Origin of the sequence: Streptomyces sp. NPDC048751 (assembly GCF_043198595.1) — a bacterium.
In the GTDB taxonomy this organism is placed as follows: Bacteria; Actinomycetota; Actinomycetes; order Streptomycetales; family Streptomycetaceae; genus Streptomyces.
Genome location: NZ_JBICUX010000005.1, coordinates 448,565 through 466,984, shown reverse-complemented (window position 1 = coordinate 466,984; position 18,420 = coordinate 448,565). Strand labels below are relative to the sequence as shown.

At 72.0% G+C, this 18,420-nt stretch carries 17 protein-coding genes; 6 read left to right on the top strand and 11 right to left on the bottom strand.

Translation table 11 applies throughout. The features are described from left to right. Nucleotides 1-79 precede the first annotated feature (79 nt). A complete protein-coding gene (locus ACGFNV_RS19315; protein ID WP_393623926.1) occupies nucleotides 80-871 on the top strand; it encodes a metallophosphoesterase in 792 nt (263 codons plus the stop codon). Between the two features lie 3 nt (nucleotides 872-874). Here the strand turns inward: ACGFNV_RS19315 and ACGFNV_RS19310 are convergent, their stop codons facing one another. Both ACGFNV_RS19310 and ACGFNV_RS19305 read right to left on the bottom strand, forming a co-directional pair. Continuing rightward, complete coding sequence (locus ACGFNV_RS19310; RefSeq protein WP_393623925.1) at nucleotides 875-1,459, bottom strand: PDZ domain-containing protein; 585 nt, start codon at nucleotides 1,457-1,459, stop codon at nucleotides 875-877. Nucleotides 1,460-1,650: 191 nt separating this feature from the next. Next, the gene (locus tag ACGFNV_RS19305; RefSeq protein WP_393623923.1) at nucleotides 1,651-2,505 is read right to left on the bottom strand and encodes a LysR family transcriptional regulator; all 855 of its coding nucleotides are present in this window, start codon (nucleotides 2,503-2,505) and stop codon (nucleotides 1,651-1,653) included. Nucleotides 2,506-2,598: 93 nt separating this feature from the next. Here ACGFNV_RS19305 and ACGFNV_RS19300 point away from each other — a divergent pair, with 93 nt between their 5' ends. After that, entirely contained in the window at nucleotides 2,599-3,333 is a 735-nt protein-coding gene (locus tag ACGFNV_RS19300) for a hypothetical protein (RefSeq protein ID WP_393623921.1), read from the top strand. Nucleotides 3,334-3,342: 9 nt separating this feature from the next. Here ACGFNV_RS19300 and cyc2 read toward each other — a convergent pair whose 3' ends face one another. From cyc2 to ACGFNV_RS19280, 4 genes are all read right to left on the bottom strand, one after another. After that, a complete protein-coding gene (cyc2, locus tag ACGFNV_RS19295) occupies nucleotides 3,343-5,505 on the bottom strand; it encodes a germacradienol/geosmin synthase Cyc2 (RefSeq protein ID WP_393623920.1) in 2,163 nt (720 codons plus the stop codon). Nucleotides 5,506-5,636: 131 nt separating this feature from the next. Next, nucleotides 5,637-6,815, bottom strand: coding sequence for a damage-control phosphatase ARMT1 family protein (locus ACGFNV_RS19290; protein WP_393623919.1), 1,179 nt, complete (start codon nucleotides 6,813-6,815; stop codon nucleotides 5,637-5,639). A 56-nt stretch (nucleotides 6,816-6,871) separates the two neighbouring features. Further along, nucleotides 6,872-7,528, bottom strand: coding sequence for a ScbR family autoregulator-binding transcription factor (locus tag ACGFNV_RS19285; protein WP_393623917.1), 657 nt, complete (start codon nucleotides 7,526-7,528; stop codon nucleotides 6,872-6,874). Nucleotides 7,529-7,597: 69 nt separating this feature from the next. Then, a complete protein-coding gene (locus tag ACGFNV_RS19280) occupies nucleotides 7,598-8,464 on the bottom strand; it encodes a ScbA/BarX family gamma-butyrolactone biosynthesis protein (RefSeq protein WP_393623915.1) in 867 nt (288 codons plus the stop codon). 215 nt (nucleotides 8,465-8,679) lie between these two features. Here ACGFNV_RS19280 and ACGFNV_RS19275 point away from each other — a divergent pair, with 215 nt between their 5' ends. Beyond that, a complete protein-coding gene (locus tag ACGFNV_RS19275) occupies nucleotides 8,680-9,351 on the top strand; it encodes a ScbR family autoregulator-binding transcription factor (RefSeq protein ID WP_393623914.1) in 672 nt (223 codons plus the stop codon). A gap of 119 nt (nucleotides 9,352-9,470) precedes the next feature. On the opposite strand, the gene ACGFNV_RS19270 is transcribed toward ACGFNV_RS19275, so the two are convergent. Continuing rightward, the gene (locus tag ACGFNV_RS19270) at nucleotides 9,471-11,285 is read right to left on the bottom strand and encodes a S8 family serine peptidase (RefSeq protein WP_393623912.1); all 1,815 of its coding nucleotides are present in this window, start codon (nucleotides 11,283-11,285) and stop codon (nucleotides 9,471-9,473) included. Nucleotides 11,286-11,670: 385 nt separating this feature from the next. Between ACGFNV_RS19270 and ACGFNV_RS19265 the strand changes: the two genes are divergently transcribed. Next, the gene (locus ACGFNV_RS19265; protein ID WP_393623910.1) at nucleotides 11,671-12,594 is read left to right on the top strand and encodes a lytic polysaccharide monooxygenase; all 924 of its coding nucleotides are present in this window, start codon (nucleotides 11,671-11,673) and stop codon (nucleotides 12,592-12,594) included. 18 nt (nucleotides 12,595-12,612) lie between these two features. On the opposite strand, the gene ACGFNV_RS19260 is transcribed toward ACGFNV_RS19265, so the two are convergent. Next, nucleotides 12,613-13,251 carry a Tat pathway signal sequence domain protein gene (locus tag ACGFNV_RS19260; protein ID WP_393623908.1) on the bottom strand — a complete coding sequence of 213 codons (639 nt, stop codon included), beginning with the start codon at nucleotides 13,249-13,251 and terminating at the stop codon, nucleotides 12,613-12,615. Between the two features lie 707 nt (nucleotides 13,252-13,958). Between ACGFNV_RS19260 and ACGFNV_RS19255 the strand changes: the two genes are divergently transcribed. Together ACGFNV_RS19255 and ACGFNV_RS19250 are read left to right on the top strand one after the other, a co-directional pair. Then, entirely contained in the window at nucleotides 13,959-14,627 is a 669-nt protein-coding gene (locus ACGFNV_RS19255) for a DUF6230 family protein (protein WP_393623906.1), read from the top strand. Continuing rightward, nucleotides 14,624-15,064, top strand: a complete 441-nt coding sequence (locus ACGFNV_RS19250) for a DUF6114 domain-containing protein (RefSeq protein ID WP_393623904.1) — start codon at nucleotides 14,624-14,626, stop codon at nucleotides 15,062-15,064. Before ACGFNV_RS19255 ends, ACGFNV_RS19250 begins: the two co-directional genes overlap by 4 nt. Nucleotides 15,065-15,139: 75 nt before the next feature. Here the strand turns inward: ACGFNV_RS19250 and tatA are convergent, their stop codons facing one another. The 3 genes from tatA to ACGFNV_RS19235 are packed head-to-tail and all read right to left on the bottom strand — an operon-like array spanning nucleotide 15,140 to nucleotide 18,377. Further along, a complete protein-coding gene (gene tatA, locus ACGFNV_RS19245; protein WP_393623902.1) occupies nucleotides 15,140-15,361 on the bottom strand; it encodes a Sec-independent protein translocase subunit TatA in 222 nt (73 codons plus the stop codon). A gap of 36 nt (nucleotides 15,362-15,397) precedes the next feature. Then, nucleotides 15,398-17,995 carry a magnesium-translocating P-type ATPase gene (gene mgtA, locus ACGFNV_RS19240; RefSeq protein WP_393623900.1) on the bottom strand — a complete coding sequence of 866 codons (2,598 nt, stop codon included), beginning with the start codon at nucleotides 17,993-17,995 and terminating at the stop codon, nucleotides 15,398-15,400. Nucleotides 17,996-18,002: 7 nt separating this feature from the next. Beyond that, entirely contained in the window at nucleotides 18,003-18,377 is a 375-nt protein-coding gene (locus ACGFNV_RS19235; RefSeq protein WP_393623898.1) for an ArsR/SmtB family transcription factor, read from the bottom strand. Between the last annotated feature and the right edge of the window lie 43 nt (nucleotides 18,378-18,420).

The following is an 18,420-nucleotide window of genomic DNA, read 5'->3' as shown; positions in this document are numbered from 1 at the left end:
ATTAGCGCTAATGGTTTGATGCGAGCCAAGCATTACTCGACGTGGACGTCCGGGGGACGTGCAAGGGAGGCCGACCGCAGTGCTCGTACTCGCACACATCAGCGGCCTGCGTCTGGACGGCGGCGCACGGGCCACGGAGCGTGCCGAGCGGGTGCGCGACCGGCTGTGGGAGCTGCCGGGGCAGGTGGACGCGCTGCTGGTCACCGGGGACATCGCGGACCACGGCACGGAGGCGGAGTACGAGGAGGCGGCGCGGATCCTGGAGCTGCGCGGCGGCGACGCCCCGTTCCCGGTGCTCACCTGCCCGGGCAACCACGACTGCCGCGCCCCGTACCGCAAGGCCCTGCTGGGCCTGCCCGCGGCCGACGGGCCGGTCAACACCGTGCAGGTCTTCGACGGCGGTGCGGTGCTGATGTGCGACTCCAGCATCCCCGGCAGGGACGACGGGGCGCTGGACGAGGAGACGTACGACTGGATCGAGGGAACGCTCGACGAGCTCGACGGGGCCGTTCCGGCACTGCTGGCCTTCCACCATCCGCCGGTGGCGCCGCACCGTCCTCCCCCACTGCCCGAGAGGCGTGGGAGGTGCCCCCGCCCGGACTCCCACCGGCTCGGCGGGGCGGACCGGCTCGCCGCGCTGCTGGGGCGTCGGCCGGAGATCGCCGGGCTCGTCACGGGGCACGCGCACATGCCCGCCGCCACCTCCTTCGCGGGGCGGCCGCTGGTGGTCGGCCCCGGGGCGACCTGGGCGCCGCCGCTGCCGTGGGAGGGCGAGCAGGTGGCTGACCGTGATGCTCCGGTGGGCCTGGCCTTCCATGTGCTGGACGACGAGGGGCGGCTCACGAGCCACTTCTGGACGGTGAGCGTGTGAGGGTCAGGTGACGACGCCGGGGACGGCCTTCAGCTGCTGGTAGCCGCCGCTGCGGTGGCGCACCGTCAGGACGAGCTCGGCTCCCGGTCGGGCCCGGCCGACCGCGCGGGCGAGGTCGGCGGCGGAGTCGACACGGGTCTTGCCGAGGGCGAGGAGTACGTCGCCCCGGACCAGCCCGGCCGAGTAGCCGGGGCCGGGCACGTGCACGCCCACGACGAGCGCGCCCACCTTCTCGGCGTCCACGGCCTCCAGCCCGAGGGTCGCGCGGACGGGCGCCGGCGCGGGGGACGGCGTCACCGAAGGCCCGGGCGCGCCGGTGGGAGCGGCCGACGCCCCTGGAATCACCCGCCCCGCCTGCTGTTGCAGTGCGGCGAGCTCGCTCATGCCGATCACCGTGGCGCCCACGAGGCCGAGTCCGACACCGGACAGGACCAGGACCGTCCCGACCAGCAGGCCGCACAGGAGGGTCGTGAGCCGTCCGCCTCGACGGCGCACGGCGTGCGGGCGCCGCGTCGGGCCCTCGTTCGTGCCGCCGCCCGGCTTCTCCCCTCCCGGCATCGGCTTGGGACGCAACGCTGTCTGTTCCATGGATCGCCTCCGGCTGGTGCGGGCCGCTTCCGGATCGTGCGGATCACCGCCGGAGGGTGCATTACCCGGCGCACCGACGCACGACGTACCACGAACGAGTGAGACTGCCGAGGGGTCGCAGGCGGGAAGCCATAGCCGTCACTACGCCCGCGCCGGCCACGGGCGTCACGGCGCCTTCGCCGACCATGCCGTCACAAGGTCTCCGCCAGGATCGCCGCCGCTCCCCTCAGGCTCCCTGTGTGGACGAGTTCGACACGGTGGACGACTCGGGGCTCGGTCACGGGGACGGCGACCGCGCCCGGGACCCCCGTGGCCGCCGAGGTCGGCAGCAGGGTCAGGCCGTGGCCGGTGGCGGACAGGGTGGTGAGGGTGCGCAGGTCGGTGCCGTCGTAGCGCAGGGCGGGGCGGAAGCCGTGGCCGCCGTTCGCCGCGCGGAGTTGAGCCAGGGGCAGTCCCGCGTCGGGGGCGTCGAGCCAGCGGGCGTCGGCGAGGTCGCCGAGGCGCAGCGCGGGGCGGCGGGCCAGCGGATGCGTGCCGGGCAGCAGGACGCACACCGGCTCCTCCGCCACCGCGTGCGTGGTCAGCGGTGCCACGTCCGGCAGCCGGAGCGGGTCGCTGGGCGCGGCCAGGCCGTCGACCAGGCCCAGGTCGGCCGTGCCGGTGGCGACGGCCGCCGGGATCTCCTCGCGGGTCAGGACCCGCAGCGTCACACCCGCGGCGGGGAGCGCGGCGAGGACGCGGCGGCCGAGCGCGGTCGGGGTCGCCGCGAGCGTCAGCCCGTGCTCGGGGGCGTTCGCCATGCGGGCGACGTCCGCGCGGGCCGCGTCCAGGCGCAGCAGCAGCGGACCCACGTGTTCGAGGAGCCGTTCGCCGGCCGCCGTGGGGGCGACGGGGCGGCGGGTGAGCAGCGGGGCGCCGAGGTCCTGTTCGAGGGCGGCGATGTGCTGGGACACCGCGGACTGGGTGTAGCCCAACGCGCGGGCTGCCTCCGAGAAGGAGGCGAGGCGGGCCACGGTGACGTACGTGCGCAGCAGGTGCGGGTCCATGCGCACCAGGATCCCATCGACATCAGATCTGCTTATCGAGGGTGCAGGAATCATCGTTGGACGTGAACGCGGGCTGGTGTCGAGGATGAGCGCATGACCGAAAGCGCAGTTCAGATCGCCAAGGTCGCCCTCGTCGGCGACCGCTCCCCCAACGTCGTCTCGCACACCCGCGTCCCGCTGCTCCTCGACGCGCTCGCCGCCCGCGAGCGGCTCGTCCTCGACGCCTACTGGATCCCGTCCGAGGACGCCGAGGCCGAGGGCGCGGTACGGGGTTTCGACGCGGTGTGGGTCGTACCGGGCAGCCCCTACCGCAGTGAGGCGGGCGTGCTGGCCGCGATCCGTACCGCGCGGGAGGAGGGCATCCCCTTCCTCGGCACGTGCGGCGGGTTCCAGCACGCGCTGCTGGAGTTCGCCCGGGGCGCGTGCGGGTTGACGCGGGTGGCGCACGCCGAGAACGACCCCGACGCCGAGGACTTCCTCATCGAGCCGCTCGCCTGCTCGCTGGCCGGTCACGAGGACGTCGTCCTCGTCGAACCGGGCTCGCTCGCCCACTCCGTGCTCGGCACGGAGCGCACGGTCGAGCGCTACTCCTGCCAGTACGGGCCGTCCCGCCACCTCGACACCCTGCGCGCGCACGGTCTGCGCTTCTCCGGCCGGGACGAGGCCGGGCAGGTGCGGATCGCCGAACTCCCCGGCCACCCCTTCTTCCTGGCGACGCTCTTCCAGCCAGAGCTGTACGGCGACGGCTCGCGCCCGCACCCCGCCGTACGGGGGCTGGCGCGAGCCGCGGTCGAGCACGCCGCACGGCGGGCGGGGCAGCCCGCGTGACCGGGGACGTCAGAGGCGGGCGGGCAGCAGCGGGGCGGGGGGCCGGTCCGGGGTGAACCCGTGGGTGCGCCGGGCCAGGTGGTCCGCCTTGTAACGGTCCACCACACGGTGCCAGTTGAGAATGCCGGCCAGCCAGTTCTGCAGGTCGGCGACATAGTTGCCCATGGCGTCGCGGGCCGCGTCCGACAGCTCGAAGTCCTCGTACAGGATGGGTAGTTCGTGGGCGATCACATGCTCGAACTGCTGCATGCGCTGGGTCATCAGGTCGTGGACGATGCCCAGCGCGGTCGGGTAGTCGCAGCCGAAGAAGTTCTGCACGACGAGGATCGCGTTGTGGACCTCGCCCTCGTACTCGATCTCCTTCTGGTAGGAGAAGACGTCGTTGACCAGGCAGGCGTAGTCGATGGCCGCGTTCTCCAGGGAACGGACGGGACCACTGCGGTAGACCTCCGGCGGGATGGCGGGGCCCTGGCCCATCCGGCACATGCTGAGGGTGAGGTCGGAGCCGAAGGTCGCGCGCCGCATCTCCAGGTAGTCGACGGGGTCGGGGACACGGTGGTGGAGCTGGTTGGACACCTCCCACACCCAGCTCTCCGTCATCACGTCGACCGCGGCCTTCAGGGTGCGCCGCTGATCGGGGGTCATCTCCGCCGTCGTGCGCGCCCACAGGTCGATCAGTCCGCGCTCCATGGCGTTGACGGGGACGGGGAACCCCGTGCCGTCGACGGGCATGCAGTCGGACAGGCGGGCCGTGGTCAGCCGGGCGGAGGCCAGGTCGCGGCGGGCGCCGAAGACGAGCGGGTAGTAGTCGTCGCCGTAGGTGCCCCAGGCGAGCCAGTGCGAGCTGAGGTCGAGGGCCTCCTCGGTCGCGTCGGGGTCGAGCCCGGCGGAACAGAGCGGGAGGTCGGCCGCGGCGAGCTTGTCCTCGTCCCAGACGCCCTCCTCCAGGATGCCCATGCGGTGCGCCCAGTCGGTGAGGCGGTGCCGGGCACCCTCCAGGTGCGGGCACAACTCGACCTCGAACGGCATGTGGAAGTCGGGGAGTCGGGAGGGCCCCACCTTCTGGAAGGGCACGTGGCGATGGGCCCGCAGACGTTCGGCGGCGGCCGAGGCGAGCAGGGCGCCGACGTCGGCGGCGGAGGTGCCGGGGCCGGCCAGGCGCTGCCAGGGGGTGGTGGAGGTGGCGCCCTCGTTCATGTAGCGGCTGGAGCGCAGGTGCCATTCGTGGCCGCCGGACTGCCAGTCCTGAAGTCCCTTGGTGTACGCGGCGACCGCGGCGACCTCGTGCGGTGCGAGCCCCTTCTCCAGGGCCACGGCGGGCACTTCGGTGAACGCGGTGTGCTCGAACTGGTGCAGGCGGGAGGTGAGGATGTCGTTGACGGTGTCGGCGGCCTGCTGGGTGGTGCAGCCGAAGAAGGTCTCCAGGACGAGCACGCCGTTGCTGTTCTCGCCCTCGTCCTCGACCTCGCGCTGGTAGGAGAAGAGGTCGTTGCGCAGGTGCACGGCGTCGGAGAACGTCTCCATGAGGACCCTGAGGGGCCGCGTACCGGCCACGGCCGCGGGCACCTCGGCGGTCGCGTACTCCACCAGACCCGCCGACCAGGGGGCGCCGCCCACCTTGCGCCGCATCTCGATGTACTCGACGGGGTTGGCGATCCGCCCCTCGTTGATGTTGGACAGCTCCCACAGGGACTCGTTCAACAGGTGCTCGGTGGCCACGGCGAAACGGCGGCGCCAGTCGACCGACATCGACGGCACCGTGCGCGCCCACAGGTCGGCGAGACCCGCCTCGACCGGGTTCCGCGGCTCGGGCACCGGCGTCGACAGGTCCAGCGGCATGAACAGCGGCAGCCGGTCCAGGTGGGCCTTGCCCGCGACGCGGTCCTGGGTGCGCTTGTACATGTCGAGGAAGTGGTCGTCGAAGAAGAACACCCACACGTACCAGTCGGTGATGAGCGAGAGCGCCGGGCCGTCGCAGTCGGGGTGGGTGTAGGCGCAGAGCAGCCCGTAGTCGTGCGCGTCGAGGTCGGTCTGCTCCCAGATCCCGGACCCCTCCAGCATGCCCATGTCGCGCGCCCACCGCGTCGAGTGGGCGCGCGCCTCTTCCACGTGCGGGTTCAGCCGCGCGGGGTGCGGCATGTAGAAGTGCGGGAGTTCGAACGGCTGCGTCATGGCCGGGCCCTACCCGGGGCCCTCGGCAGCCATCCGCGGGGCGGGACATGATCACACCATCGCGTGAATCAACCCGGAATTCCGTGCCCTGTGGCGGAGTTGGCCGGCTTCACCCCAGGCTGCCCCTTGCGTTACCGCCGGACCTGGATCAGCGCGTGCGTCCCGCCCGTCCGCCAGCGCTGCCCCTCGGCGGCCACCAGCGCGGCCTCCGTGGCGGGGTCGAGCCCGGTGATCACGTCGGACTTCAGGGTGCGCAGGGCGGCGACCGGGCTCGGGAAGTGGGCGGTGACGTCGGCGAAGGAAGTGGTGGGTGGCCACCGGCGGTCGCCCACCAGGCGGCGGTAGTTGAGGTCGCCCTTGACGATGGTCAGCGTGGCCGCGCCGAACTCCGCGCGCAGGTCGGCGGGCAGCGCCTCGAACGGCAGCGGGGCGGCGGCGAAGGGGTGGGCGCGCACCGTGAGGCTGCCGTCGGCCAGCGCGGACCACAGGCGCCTGCCGTACGTGGCCGCCGCGCCCGGTGCCGCCGTCAGCCGGCGCAACGCGTCGACCAGGTCGGCGGTCGTGGCGTCGGAGACGTAGTACGGGTACGGCTTGAGGTGCAGGACGGCCCGGCCGACGCGTCCCTGGTCCAGGAGATGGGCGACGAGGAGCAGGTCGGGGATGAGCTCGCGGCCCGCGTTGTCGGCGATCAGGCAGAGGGTGCCCGTGCCGGAGGCGGGGAGCAGCGACCAGAGCGTGTCGCTGTCGTCGGCGACGAGGGCGGGCGTGGGGGCCGGGGTGTCGGCGCCGCCCGCGGAGAGACGGAAGCCGAGGTCGGCGCGGTTGCCCCACAGGGAGCCGTGCAGGAGGGCATTGGCGCGTTCGTCGGCCGGGCGGCCCTCCAGGTCGTCGAGCGCCGCCAGTTCCTCGTCCGTCTCGGAGGCGTCGAGTTCGGCCAGCTTGGAGGGCCGGAAGGGGTCGATGCCCTGCCAGGCTCCGGTGCCGAAGTAGCCCACGGCCTGGAGGAGTTGGCGGTAGAAGTAGCTTTCGGACCAGAGCCAGGGCACGTCGAACCAGGACCGGCCCACCTGGTCCGCGAGGCCCCAGGCCCGCCATCGCTCCCCGTCGTGCGCGTCGGCGGGCAGCGGCTCGATCACGCCCTTGGCGCAGTTCTCCAGCAGGGCGTCGAGGGCACGGTGCTGCTCCGGTCCGTACGGGAAGGCGTCGCGCACCTGGTGGATGATCGCGGGGTGCCGCTCGGCCAGCACGCTGTGCGGGAAGGAGCCGGGCTCGTCGCCGAGGATCACGGGGGCGGAGGGGGTGTGGGGCATGCGCCTCACCGTACCGCCCGGCCGGCACGCCACCCCCGGTCACCCGCCACGGCCCGTCACTGCATCTCGTACACCCTGATCTCCCGCTCCAGCCGCGTCGCCAGGGTCAGATAGCGCGGGCGGCGGGTCACCGGTACCAGGCCGCGGATCAGGACGTGCCACATCTCGGCGACCCTGCGCGGCAGTCGGGTGGGGGGTTCGGTGGTGCGGCCGACGACCCGGGTGCCGACGAAGAAGCTGACGAGGGAGTGGGCGACCGCGTCGACGTCGATGTCCGGGTGGAGGTCCGCCTCCTTGACCGCGCCGACGAGCCGACGCGAGATCAGGTCGAGCCACTCGTTGAACGGATGCCGCAGGGGTGCGCGCACCTCCGCTCCCCCGGTGGCGAGCCGGAGGCCGGCCCGGGTGATGGGGCCCTCGACGGACAGCCGGGCGAGGCCGAACGTCAGACGCATCAACGCTTCGAGGGACGAGCAGCCCCGCTCGTCCACTTCGCCGGCCAGTCGCCGGGAGGCCTGCGACTGGAGCTCCATGATGGCGTGGGCCAGGTCCTCCTTGGCCGCGAAGTGGAAGTAGAGCGCGCCCTTGGTGACATGGGCGTGCTGAACGATGTCGCTCAGGCTCGTCGACTCGTACCCATGACGGTCGAACAGGTCGGCGGCGGCCGTGAGGATCGTCGCTCGGGTCTGCTCGGCGCGTAGTTGCCTCGCCATCGGCTGGACACTCCTGGGACGTAAAGAACGGGTCATGCCGTTTGTTTCTTACCCCCCGCACACCATAACTCACTCTGCGGTGGTGGCGACCACACATTCGAAGACCGTCGACTCGCCCTGCGTGCCCACGACTTGCACCTTCGTGCCGTCGCCGCCGCTCGCCTCGATCCAGGCAGGTTGATCCAGTTCGGCGAAGCGATGGAAGGTCGCGTGGTAGGACACGGGTACCTCCCGGTCGGAGCTGCGCAGGTGGGCGGCCTGGCGGGCGGCCTCCATGAGCAGCATGCCCGGGACGTGGTCGAGGGGATGATCAAAGAAAACGGGGTGTGCGGTATGCACGCGCAACTGCCAGCGGTCGGGGCGGTCGTCGGGGGCGAGGACGACGTCCCCGGGCTGGACGCGGTCGACGGCGGCCGGGGGCAGTCCGGGCGGGACGGGCACGGCCGAGACCGTCTCCGGCGCGCGGCCGCCACGCAGTCGCCGGTAGACGGCGGGCCCGACGCAGGTGAAGGCGACGTCGGCGGTCGCGACCAGGGCACCGGCCCGCAGCACGCTTGCCTGGTAGCGGGCGGACGCGGGACGGGTGCCGCGGTAGCGGACCTGGGTGAAGTCGATCTCGACGACGAGCTCCGCCGGCCGCGGGCCGACGAACAAGTGCTCCGGAAACGTGTCGACTTGGAACTCCTGGAGCACGAACTGATGGTCCAGCGGTACGTCGTAGCCGGTGTGCATGAGAAGCGTGCCGCTCTGCCGGACCGTCTCCACGACGAGCAGTGGATCGTAGGCCGACCAGTCGGACGACACGTGTAACCCGTGGGCTCGCGGCCACTGGGCCGACACGGCGAACCGGTCGGCCCCGGTTCTGTTCCAGCCGGTCAGATAGGTTTCCGCGACCGCCGCACGGTGTACGAGTTGACGGGGGACGGTCGCCGTCATGGGCGGGGTATCGGCAACCTGCCGCGGTCGAGTCATCTCGCTCCCTACGGTCCCCGAAGGCCATGGCGGACGGTGAGTCGTCCACTCCGGTGAGCGTTAGAGTACGAGGCGACCGGTTTGTTTTCAATGGAGATCAGTCGAAGACCCTCTATGATCGGGCCGTTCCGGCACACCAAGGCAAAAACAGACTGACTCGGCGCCGCGGAGGGGCTCTTATGGCGAAACAGGAGCGCGCCATCAGGACGCGCAGGGCGATCCTGGAAGCCGCCGGCGCGGTGTTCGACGAACACGGCTACACGTCCACGACCATCGCCATGGTCCTCGAGCGGGCCGAAGTCACCAAGGGTGCCCTGTACTTCCACTTCCCGTCGAAGGAGTCCCTCGCCCAGGCGGTGCTGGACGAGCAGGTGCCGTTCGGTGCCGTGCCGCCGCAGACCTGCAAGGTGCAGGAGATCATCGACATGACGTTCGTGGTCGGTGAGCGGCTGTTGAGCAACTCCCTGCTGCGGGGCAGTGTCCGGCTCGCGGTGGACCAGGAGACCCCGTCGAGCGTGGATCACGGCGAGCCGTTCCGGCAGTGGGCGGAGCGGCTGACGGTACTGCTGGAACTGGCGCGGGAGCGGGGCGAGTTGCTGCCGACGGTGCGGCCGCGGGAGACCGTGGAGATGATCGTCGGCGCGTTCACCGGCATCCAGTTGATGTCACGGGCGCTGACCGGCCGCGCGGACCTGGGTGGGCGGCTGTCGGTGCTGTGGTCCCACATCCTGCCGAGCATCGCCGTACCGGGTCTGCTCCAGCACCTGGACAGCGCGGCCGACCGCGGCGCCCGGGTCCTGGCGACGCTCGACCCGCTGGACGCGGAGGAGCGCGAGCCCACGCACGTGTGACCGCGAGCCCACGCACATGTGACGCCGGGGAACGCGAAGGCGGGCCGGCCGGCGCCCATCCGCACCGGTCGGCCCGCCCGTTCATGGCGTCACCGCTGTCGACCTCTTCGGTCCAGGGGTCAGAACGTCAGCTTCCAGCTGTTGAGCCGTCCCGTGTCCTGCGCGGCCACGTCCTGCACGCGCAGCTTCCAGGTGCCGTTGGCGACCTCACTGGAGGCGTTCACCGAGTAGGTGGTGTTGACGTCGTCCGCGGAGTCCGAGGTGCTGGAGGACTTCAGGCGGTAGGCCGTACCGTCCGGGGCCACCAAATCGATGACCAGGTCACCGCGGTACGTGTGGGTGATGTCCACGCCGACCTGGAGTGTCGAGGGCGCGTTGCCGCTGCGGCCGGTGACGGCGATGGAGGACTCGATCGCCGAGCCGTTGTCCGGGATGGAGACCGCGGTGGTGTTGGTGAAGGTGGTGCCCCCCGTGGAGCCACCGCCGCCGGAGCCGCTCACCGCCTGCACCGTCTTCGCGGCGTCCGCCAGACCCGCGCCGCAGCCGCCGGAGCAGGAGCCGGGCAGCGCACGGGCGTTGGCCTTGATGGCCGACTCGATCTGGGCCGGGGTCAGCGAGGGGTTCGCCGACTTCAGCAGTGCGACCAGGCCCGCGATGTGCGGGGTGGCCATGCTGGTGCCCTGGTAGTACGCGTACGACTCGGTGGACGGCGTCTTGCTGCCGGAGTTCAGCGTGGACAGGATGCCGTTCGCGGTGCCGGTGCTGGTCTGGCCGCCGGGCGCCGAGATGTCCACGAGGGAGCCGTAGTTGGAGTAGGACGCCTTCGCGCCGGAGCGGTTGGTCGCGGCGACCGAGATGACGTTGTTGCAGTTGCCCGGCGAGTGGTTCGCGACGTTGTCGTTGTCGTTGCCGGCGGCCACGACGATCGTCGTGCCGCGGTTCACGGCCGCGTTGATCGCGCTCTGGGTCGCCGAGGTGCAGGCGCCGTCACCGCCCAGGCTCATGTTGATGACCTTGGCGACGTTGGAGTTGGCGGGCACACCGGAGACGCTGCCGCCGGACGCCCAGGTGATGGCGTCGATGATGTCGGAGTCGTAGCCGCCGCACTTGCCGAGCACACGGACCGGGGAGATCTTCGCGCCGTAGGCGATGCCCGCGACACCCTTGTTGTTGTTCGTGACGGCGGCGATGGTGCCGGCCACGTGGGTGCCGTGCCAGGAGGAGTTGGAGGCCGGGATGCCGGAGCCGCACTCGTTGGCGTTGTACCAGTCGCCCGGGTCCGCGGGGTTGCTGTCGCGGCCGTCGCCGTCGACCGAGACCGCGGTGTCACCGATGAAGTCGTAGCCGGCGACGATGTTCGCGGCGAGGTCGGAGTGGGTGACGTAACCGGTGTCGATGACGGCGACGGTGACGCCCGTGCCGGTGGTGGTGTTCCAGGCGCCCGGCACGTTCATGCCCGCGGTGGCCTCGTACAGGTCCCACTGCTTGGCGTACTCGGTGTCGTTCGGGTCGGCCTTCGGCTTGTTGAGGCGGTCCGGTACGACGTAGGCGACCTGCGGGTCGGCCTGGTACTCGGCGACGACGTCGGCGACATCGGCCCGGGTGAGGTCGGAGCCCAGGTCGACGAGGGCGGCGCCGGTGCCGAGGCGGCGCTGGAAGTCGACGTCCTCGCCGGCCTCCTTGCCCTTGGCAGCGGCGTCGGCCTCGGCGGCCTTGTTCGACTTGGCCTCCTCCGCACCGGACTTGTAGCCGACGATGAGGCGCTCGGCGGTGGTGCCGGGGGCCGCCTCGGTCTGCGCGGCGGGAACGGCGGAGGTGTCCCGGGGGGCGGATTCCTGGGCGACGGCGACGGAGGCGGTGCCGGTCGTCAGCAGGGCTGCGGAGAGGGCGGCGACGGATATGAGCTTCCGTCTGAGGGAGGGAGAGGTGCGCAAGGGCTTGCCTTTCGTTGCCGTACTCCGGGCAGCGCGGAGTGGCGCGGTTCGAATCGCTTCGTCGTCGAAGCGGAGGGGGGTGCGTCGAAAAGCGGAGCGACGGCCGGCCAGGCGCGTGTGCCGACCGGACGAGGGGTTACCTGTGGGTCAGCTGTGGTGGAACGATAGGCAAAGCGAAGGTCATAGGGATACAGGGGAAACCCTCGATCAGGCCGGAAACCCACCCTCGACGTCGGCCGGTTGCCGACGAATGTCCTCTTTGCCCGCGCGACTTGTGCGGGTCGGCGCGCGATGGACGCGGCGGGGGTGTACTGAACGCGCCGGGGCCGTCGCCCGTACTTCAGGGGAGCAGACCGTTCCCGTGCCGGCCGAGGAGACGTTCCGGATGCCCCGGATGACCGCACACCGCACCGCTGTCCTGACGGCCGTCGCCGCGAGCCCGCTTCTGCTCGGGGTGTGGGCGGCCGGGCCCGCCCAGGCGCACGGCGCCCCCACGGATCCGGTCAGCCGGGTGGTGGCCTGTTCGCCGGACGGGGGCGCGCGGAAGAGCACGGCGGCCTGCGAGGCGGCCGTCGCCGCCAACGGCGCGCCGTTCACCGCCTGGGACAATCTGCGCGTCGCGAACGTGAACGGCCGGGACCGGCAGACGATCCCCGACGGGGAGCTGTGCAGCGGCGGTCTGCCCGCCTACAAGGGTCTCGACCTCGCCCGCTCCGACTGGCCGTCGACGCGGCTCACGCCCGGCTCCACGCTGAGCATGAAGTACGTCTCGACGATCCCGCACACCGGCACCTTCAGGCTCTACCTGACGAAACCCGGCTACGACCCGACGAAGCCGCTGACCTGGTCCGACCTGCCGCAGCGGCCGTTCGCCGAGGTGACGGACCCGACGTTGACGGGCGGCGCGTACCGCCTGAACGCGAAGCTGCCGGCCGACCGGACGGGGCGGCACGTCCTCTACACGGTCTGGCAGAACAGCAGTACGCCGGACACGTACTACTCGTGCTCCGACGTGGTGTTCCCGGAGGCGAAGGCATCGGCCGCGCCTCCCGCGACCAAGGCCCCGGCCGCGAGCGAGCCGCCCGCGTCCCCTGCAGCCAAGTCGCCGGCGCCGGCGCCGACGCCCTCCACGTCGGCCCCGGCGCCGGCCGCCGCGCGGGCCCGCAGCTCCGCACCGGACAGCGCGCCGGTGGCGTCCACCACCGACGCCGGGTCCGGTCCGTCGGCCCCGATGCTGGCGGGCGGCGCCGCTGCGGTGTTGGTGCTCACCGGCGGCGCCGCCCTGGTCCTGCGCCTGCGTCGGCGCTGAACTCCGCTGCTACGAGGGTCAGTTGACGGTGACCGGCGTGGTCCCGTCGCTCACCGGGGCGTACTTCGCGGTGAAGTAGCCCTTGGCGAAGCACAGGGACGAGCCGGACACCTTCGTGAATTCCTGGGCGGTGAACTTGATGCTGTTGTCGGCGTTGTCCGCCGTGCCGCTCAGGCTGGGCGCCTGGTAGACGCAGTTGATGCTGCCGAGCAAGGTGCGCAGCACGACCGTGGTCTGGATGGTGGAGCCGGCCGCCGGGGTCACCGAGACGGTGCCGTCGGAGGACACGCTCGTCGTGTAGTTCAGGTTGTTGACCGTGATGCCGGTGACACCGAGCACGCCGAGCACGTTCGCGGAACAGTTGGAGAAGGTGTGACCGGTGAGCGACTCGGTCGCCGTGCCGGGCGCGGTCGGGTTGTCGGTGACGGTGGCGGTGAACTGCGAGGACGAGCAGGAGACGCCACTGGTGCCGGTGGCGCTGGAGTAGAGCGTGGCGGTCGTGCCGCTGGCCAGGGACGCGGTGAGGACGTCACCGACGGCCACGGCATTGCCGCCCGCGGTCAGCACCGCGGTGTCGGCCGCGGAGGCGGGGGCGACGGCGGGCAGCGAGAGGGCGGCGACGGTGCCGACGAGGGTGAGGAGAGAACGCGTACGCATGCGGGGTGCCTCATTTCTGGGGAGTGGGGGGCTGAACTCGTGGGGGCGTGGGGGGCCTTCGGGGTGGGGGGCGCGTGTGGTCCCGAAGGAGCTCATGGGGACGGCGCGGCTGGGTGTCCGCCGCTGCCGGTCCGTGACGCCTTCTCCGTACGTGACGGACCGGCAGCGACGGCGGCCGGGACCGGCCGGAGGCGCTGGGGGTGGCCTCCGACCGGGCCGGGCAGGAGGGGGCGACCGGACAGGGTTCCCTGGATGGGAAGGGCGGCCGTGCCGGTGCCGGGAGGTGCTGATCATGCGGACTCGGGGGCAGAACGTGCCCGTGAGGAAGGTAAGTCCGGGAAGTGCGCGCCAGTTGGCCGACGCGCTGCGGATCCGGCGCCACGGATCCGGTGAACCAGGGAGAGTTGTAGACCTGAGGATCTGTCAGCGTCAAGAAGAAAGCCGGAAGTTGTATGCAGAGGACGACCTTGTCGATCTCTGTTTGGCATCCAGGTCACGGATGACACACAATGGACACCCTTTTTTCACAACGGCCTTGACCCCTGGGTGTAACCATCGGTAACTTCCGAGACGGCTACTGACGCGTAACGAGAAAGCCCTTGCGATTTCCGGGAGTTGTGAGGAGGTGTGCGCGACAGCCGCTGTCCGCGCCAGGACAACGCGCCATTTGAAGCCCAACCCGCATGACTATGCCCATGGGAGCAGACATGGCCTCGTCCTCGGACGTCACGTCGTCCGCCGACAACACCCCCGAGAACCCGGTGAGCGGTTCCGCAGAGAGACGCGGCCGGGTCCGGCTGCGCCGGGCCGCCGTGATGGCGGTGCCCGCGACCTGTGTCGCCGCGGGGCTCGCGATCCTCACCGCCGAGGGCGCCCTCGGTGTGCAGTTCTCGATCTCCGGTATGCCGTTCGTGGTCACCGCCGACAAGCTCGAAGGCGATGGCTTCGCGCAGTTCGGCTCGCTGGACCACATGATCCCGAACAGCCCCAACCAGGGCGACACGGGCGGTGACGTGCTGGTCGTCACCTCGGTGGTCAAGAGCGGCAAGCTGACCAACCTCTGCCAGAGTGTCGACCTCGGCGGCATCCAGCTCGTCCTGACGGCCGGCAACAAGGGCACCAAGGTCGCCGTGCAGAACCTGGCCATCGACTCCGACGAGATCACCGGCAACGCCGAGTTCAACAAGATCGAGATCGGCCGCGACGCCAGCACCTTCGACAAGGTCGACACCCGGGGCATGCCGGGCGTCTACGGCCAGCAGGCCGAGAAGGTCGTCATCACCGACCTGTACCAGCACAACTACGGCGCCACCGCGGCCGTCTTCAAGCTGCCCGACCTGCGCATGAAGTTCAGCAGCGAGGGTTGCGAGAAGTGAACCGGTTCCGGCAGTGGAGCGCGCGCCGGCCCTTCCCGGGCGGGCTGATGCTCGTCCTGGGCGGCGCGGAGATCCTGGTGACGATGAAGGCACCGCTGCCGGTCATCCTGCACGTCGGCATGCAGGGACTGGCCGGCTACCTCCTGCCTACCCTGATGGTGCTGATCGGGCTGCTGATCCTGTTCAACCCGGCCCAGCGCCTCTTCTACTCGATCCTCGGCGTCCTGCTCTCCCTGGGCACGTGGCTCACCTCGAACATCGGGGGCTTCATCATCGGTCTGCTCCTCGGAGTCGTGGGCAGCTGTCTCGCCTTCGGGTGGGTGGCCGACCAGGATCCGCGCAAGAGCCGCCGACAGCGCAAGGACGAGGCCCGGCTGCAGGCCAAGGCCGCCGCCGTGCCGTCGTCGTTCGAGCAGCAGGCCGGCGGACCCGCCTGACCGCTGTACGCCCGCGCCGGCCCCCGTGACGGGGGCCGGCGCGGCGGCGTCCCCGGCCGCGCGGGGGCGAACCGGTCAGCGGGTGGTGGCGGGAGCGTCCGCAGAGACGGGGGCGGCGGGAGCCTCCACGGAGGCAGCGGTTCCCTCGTCCTTCATCGCCTTCGCCTCGCTCTTGAGGATGCGCATCGACTTGCCGAGCGCCCGTGCGGTGTCCGGCAGCTTCTTGGAGCCGAACAGCACGATCACGACGATCGCCACGATCAGCAGGTGCCAGGGTTCCAGTCCGTTGCGGAGCATGGCAGCGCCCTCCCTTTCGCCGGGTCGTTCCCGGACTCAGCAGCAATGGTTGCCGTGTTGCGCAACTGTACAACTCCGGGAGGAACGTCGGGTCAGCGCCTTCAGGGTCAGCCCGTACAGGCCGAGGACGACGGCGAGCAGCGGGTAGTACGGCGTCGGCAGCCCCGTCATGCCGAGCGCGGCGCCCAGCGGTCCGGGCGGCAGCAGGAGTCCGACGGCGGCGAGGGCGGCTGCAGCCAGGGCGACGGGGCCGGGCCGTCGGCCCCGTCCGGCGCGGCGGCCGGTCCGCAGGAGCATCATCGCCAGCGCCTGGGTGAGCAGGTTCTCGGTGAACCAGGCGGAGTGGAACACGGCTTGGTCGTATACGGCGTCGGTGAGGTGGGTCCCGTACGACGCGAGCGCGAGGACGCCGAAGGCCGCGAGGTCGGCGGCCGCGTTGAGCACGCCGAAGCCGGTGAGGAAGCGCAGCAGGGACGGCGGGCGCAGCACGCTCGGGCGGCGCGGCGCTGCGGTGCCGGGCTGGACATGGGCGAAGGCGAGTTGGGCCGCGTCGAAGCAGAGGTTCTGGGCGAGGACCTGGGCCGGGAGCATCGGCAGGAAGGGCAGGAACAGGCCCGCGGCGAGCATGGCGAGGACGTTGCCGAGGTTCGAGGACAGCGTGACGCGCAAATACGAGGCGAGGGTGCCGCTGCTGTGCCGGCCCGCGGTGATCGCGTGCCCCAGCGCGGTGAGGTCCTTGTCCGCGAGTACGACGTCCGCGCTCTCCCGGGCCGCGTCCCGAGCACCCCGGGCCGCCACCCCGACGTCCGCCGCCCGCAGCGCGGGCACGTCGTTGACCCCGTCGCCCAGGAAGCCGACGGTGTGCCCGGCGGCCCGCAGCCCGGTGACGACACGGGCCTTGTCGGCGGGGGTGCAGCGGGCGACGACGGTGGAGGTGCGGTGGGTGGAGTCGCCCGGGTCGTGGGTGCGTCGGCCGGGTTCCCACTCCCCCGCGACGCGTACGTCCCCCGGGTCCAGGCCCAGGTCGTGACAGGCGCGGGTCGCTGTGCCCGGGTGGTCGCCGGTGAGGATCAGGACGGTGACGCCGAGCGTGGACAGGTTCCGTAGGGCGTCGGTGGCGGTGGGGGCGGGGGCGTCGTGGAAGGTGAGCAGGCCGCGGAAGGTGAGCCCGCGCTCGTCGGTGGGCGCGTAGGGGCGGGTGCGGGCGGGGCGTTCGGCGGTGGCGAGGGCCAGCACGCGCAGGCCCGCGTGCGCCTCGCGGGCGGCGAGCGCGAGGAGCCGTTCCCGTTCGGTGGGCGTGAGCGCACAGCGCTCCAGTACGGCTTCGGGGGCGCCCTTGCTGACCAGGACGTGCGTGCCGAGGCGGCCGCGGACCACGGCCGTGGAGACGCGCCGCACCGCGTCGAAGGGCACGGCGCCCACTCCGTCGTACTCCTCGCCGACCGTCCCGGCCGTCTCCAGGATCACCTCGTCGAGGGCGTCCGGCGTGGGCGCCTCGGCGAGTTGGAGGGTCCACCAGGCGTTGACGGCGGCCCAGTGCAGCGCGTCCGGGGCATCGCGTCCGTCCGGGCCGAGCGAGCGCGCCACGACCGGCCGGTCCTGGGTGAGCGTCCCGGTCTTGTCCAGGCACAGCACGTCGATCGCGCCCAGGTCGTGCAGCGCGGGCAGCCGTTTGACGATCACACCGTGCGTACGGGCGAGGGTGGCCGCGCCGCGCGCCAGGCACACCGTGACGATCACCGGCAGCATCGCGGGCGTGAGCCCCACGGCCAGCGCCACGGCGAACGGCAGCGTCTCCGGTGCCCGCCCGTCCAGCGCCGCGCCCGCCATCAACACCAGCGGCGGCGTCACCAGCATGAACCGGATCAACACCCACGAGACCCCGTACACGGCCCGGTCGAACGCACTCCTCTCCCGCCGCCCACCGCCCCCCTGCCCGGCGGCGAACCGCGTCCGCGCCCCGGTCCCGAGTACAACGGCAGCGGCGGTCCCAGTGACGACACCGCTGCCCTGGAAGCAGAGGTGGGGGCGGCCGAAGGGGGCGGGCGCCCCCGGAGCCGCGTGGGCCGGCGTGTGTTGCGGCGCGGCCGCTTTCCCCGGCGCGTCCGGCGCGGTCTTCGGTACCGGTGCCGACTCCCCCGTGAGGGCGGACTGGTGGACCGTGAAGCCGTGGGACCGCAGGAGGTGGACGTCGGCCGGGACCAGGTCGCCCGGGGACAGGTGGATCACGTCGCCCGGGACCAGGTCGGTGAGGGGGATCTCGCGGGGGCGTACCGGGCCGGCGGGGGTGCGGCGGAGAACGGTGGCCGTGCCGGTGACCAGTTGGCGCAGGGCTGCCACGGAGCGGTCGGCCCGGTGCTCCCCGGCGGCCCGCAGGACGCAGCTCACGGCGACGAGGGTGAGGATCACCGAGGCGCTGCCCCAGGAGGCCACTAGAGCGGAGACGAGGCCCGAGCAGAGGAGTACGGCGGTGAAGGGGTCCCGCAGGCCGCGCAGGAGGAGCCGGGGCCAGGCGACCGCGCGCGGTGCGGGCACCGTGTTCTCGCCGAACTCCGCGAGCCGGGCGGCGGCCTCCTCCTCGGTCAGCCCGCGCAGCACGGCCAGGGTGCCGGCGGCGGCCGTCTCGGGCGCCACGGACGTCTCACACGCCACGCAGGCGTACCGCGGGGACCTCGGCCCCGCCGGCGGCGCGGTCGGTCAGACGGTCCATCGCGAGCCGTACGACGTCGGCCACGTCCGGGTCGTCGACGAAGTACACCTGTCGACGGCCCTCGCGGCGGGAGCGGACCAGCCCGGCGAGCTTCAGCTTCGTCAGGTGCTGGCTCACCGCGGGCAACGCCCCGCCGACCCGTTCCGCGAGCCCGCTCACGTCGCTCTCGCCGTGCGCCAGTGCCCACACGATGTGCAGCCGCGCGGGCGAGGCCAGCAGCCCGAAGGTCTCGGCCGCCCGTGCGAGCACGTCGGCGGACGGATCCTCGCTGCTCCCACCGTCCCCGGCACCCCTGCCGACCGCCACCGTCCGCTGCCTCCCGTGCCCACCGCGTCCCCTCACGGGTCCG

Excerpts from the sequence above, each read along its gene's own strand:
- ACGFNV_RS19310 (WP_393623925.1), bottom strand. The coding sequence starts at position 1,459 with ATGGAACAGACAGCGTTGCGTCCCAAGCCGATGCCGGGAGGGGAGAAG.
- ACGFNV_RS19305 (WP_393623923.1), bottom strand. The coding sequence starts at position 2,505 with ATGGACCCGCACCTGCTGCGCACGTACGTCACCGTGGCCCGCCTCGCC.
- ACGFNV_RS19300 (WP_393623921.1), top strand. The coding sequence starts at position 2,599 with ATGACCGAAAGCGCAGTTCAGATCGCCAAGGTCGCCCTCGTCGGCGAC.
- cyc2 (WP_393623920.1), bottom strand. The coding sequence starts at position 5,505 with ATGACGCAGCCGTTCGAACTCCCGCACTTCTACATGCCGCACCCCGCG.
- ACGFNV_RS19290 (WP_393623919.1), bottom strand. The coding sequence starts at position 6,815 with ATGCCCCACACCCCCTCCGCCCCCGTGATCCTCGGCGACGAGCCCGGC.
- ACGFNV_RS19285 (WP_393623917.1), bottom strand. The coding sequence starts at position 7,528 with ATGGCGAGGCAACTACGCGCCGAGCAGACCCGAGCGACGATCCTCACG.
- ACGFNV_RS19280 (WP_393623915.1), bottom strand. The coding sequence starts at position 8,464 with ATGACGGCGACCGTCCCCCGTCAACTCGTACACCGTGCGGCGGTCGCG.
- ACGFNV_RS19275 (WP_393623914.1), top strand. The coding sequence starts at position 8,680 with ATGGCGAAACAGGAGCGCGCCATCAGGACGCGCAGGGCGATCCTGGAA.
- ACGFNV_RS19265 (WP_393623910.1), top strand. The coding sequence starts at position 11,671 with ATGCCCCGGATGACCGCACACCGCACCGCTGTCCTGACGGCCGTCGCC.
- ACGFNV_RS19260 (WP_393623908.1), bottom strand. The coding sequence starts at position 13,251 with ATGCGTACGCGTTCTCTCCTCACCCTCGTCGGCACCGTCGCCGCCCTC.
- ACGFNV_RS19255 (WP_393623906.1), top strand. The coding sequence starts at position 13,959 with ATGGCCTCGTCCTCGGACGTCACGTCGTCCGCCGACAACACCCCCGAG.
- tatA (WP_393623902.1), bottom strand. The coding sequence starts at position 15,361 with ATGCTCCGCAACGGACTGGAACCCTGGCACCTGCTGATCGTGGCGATC.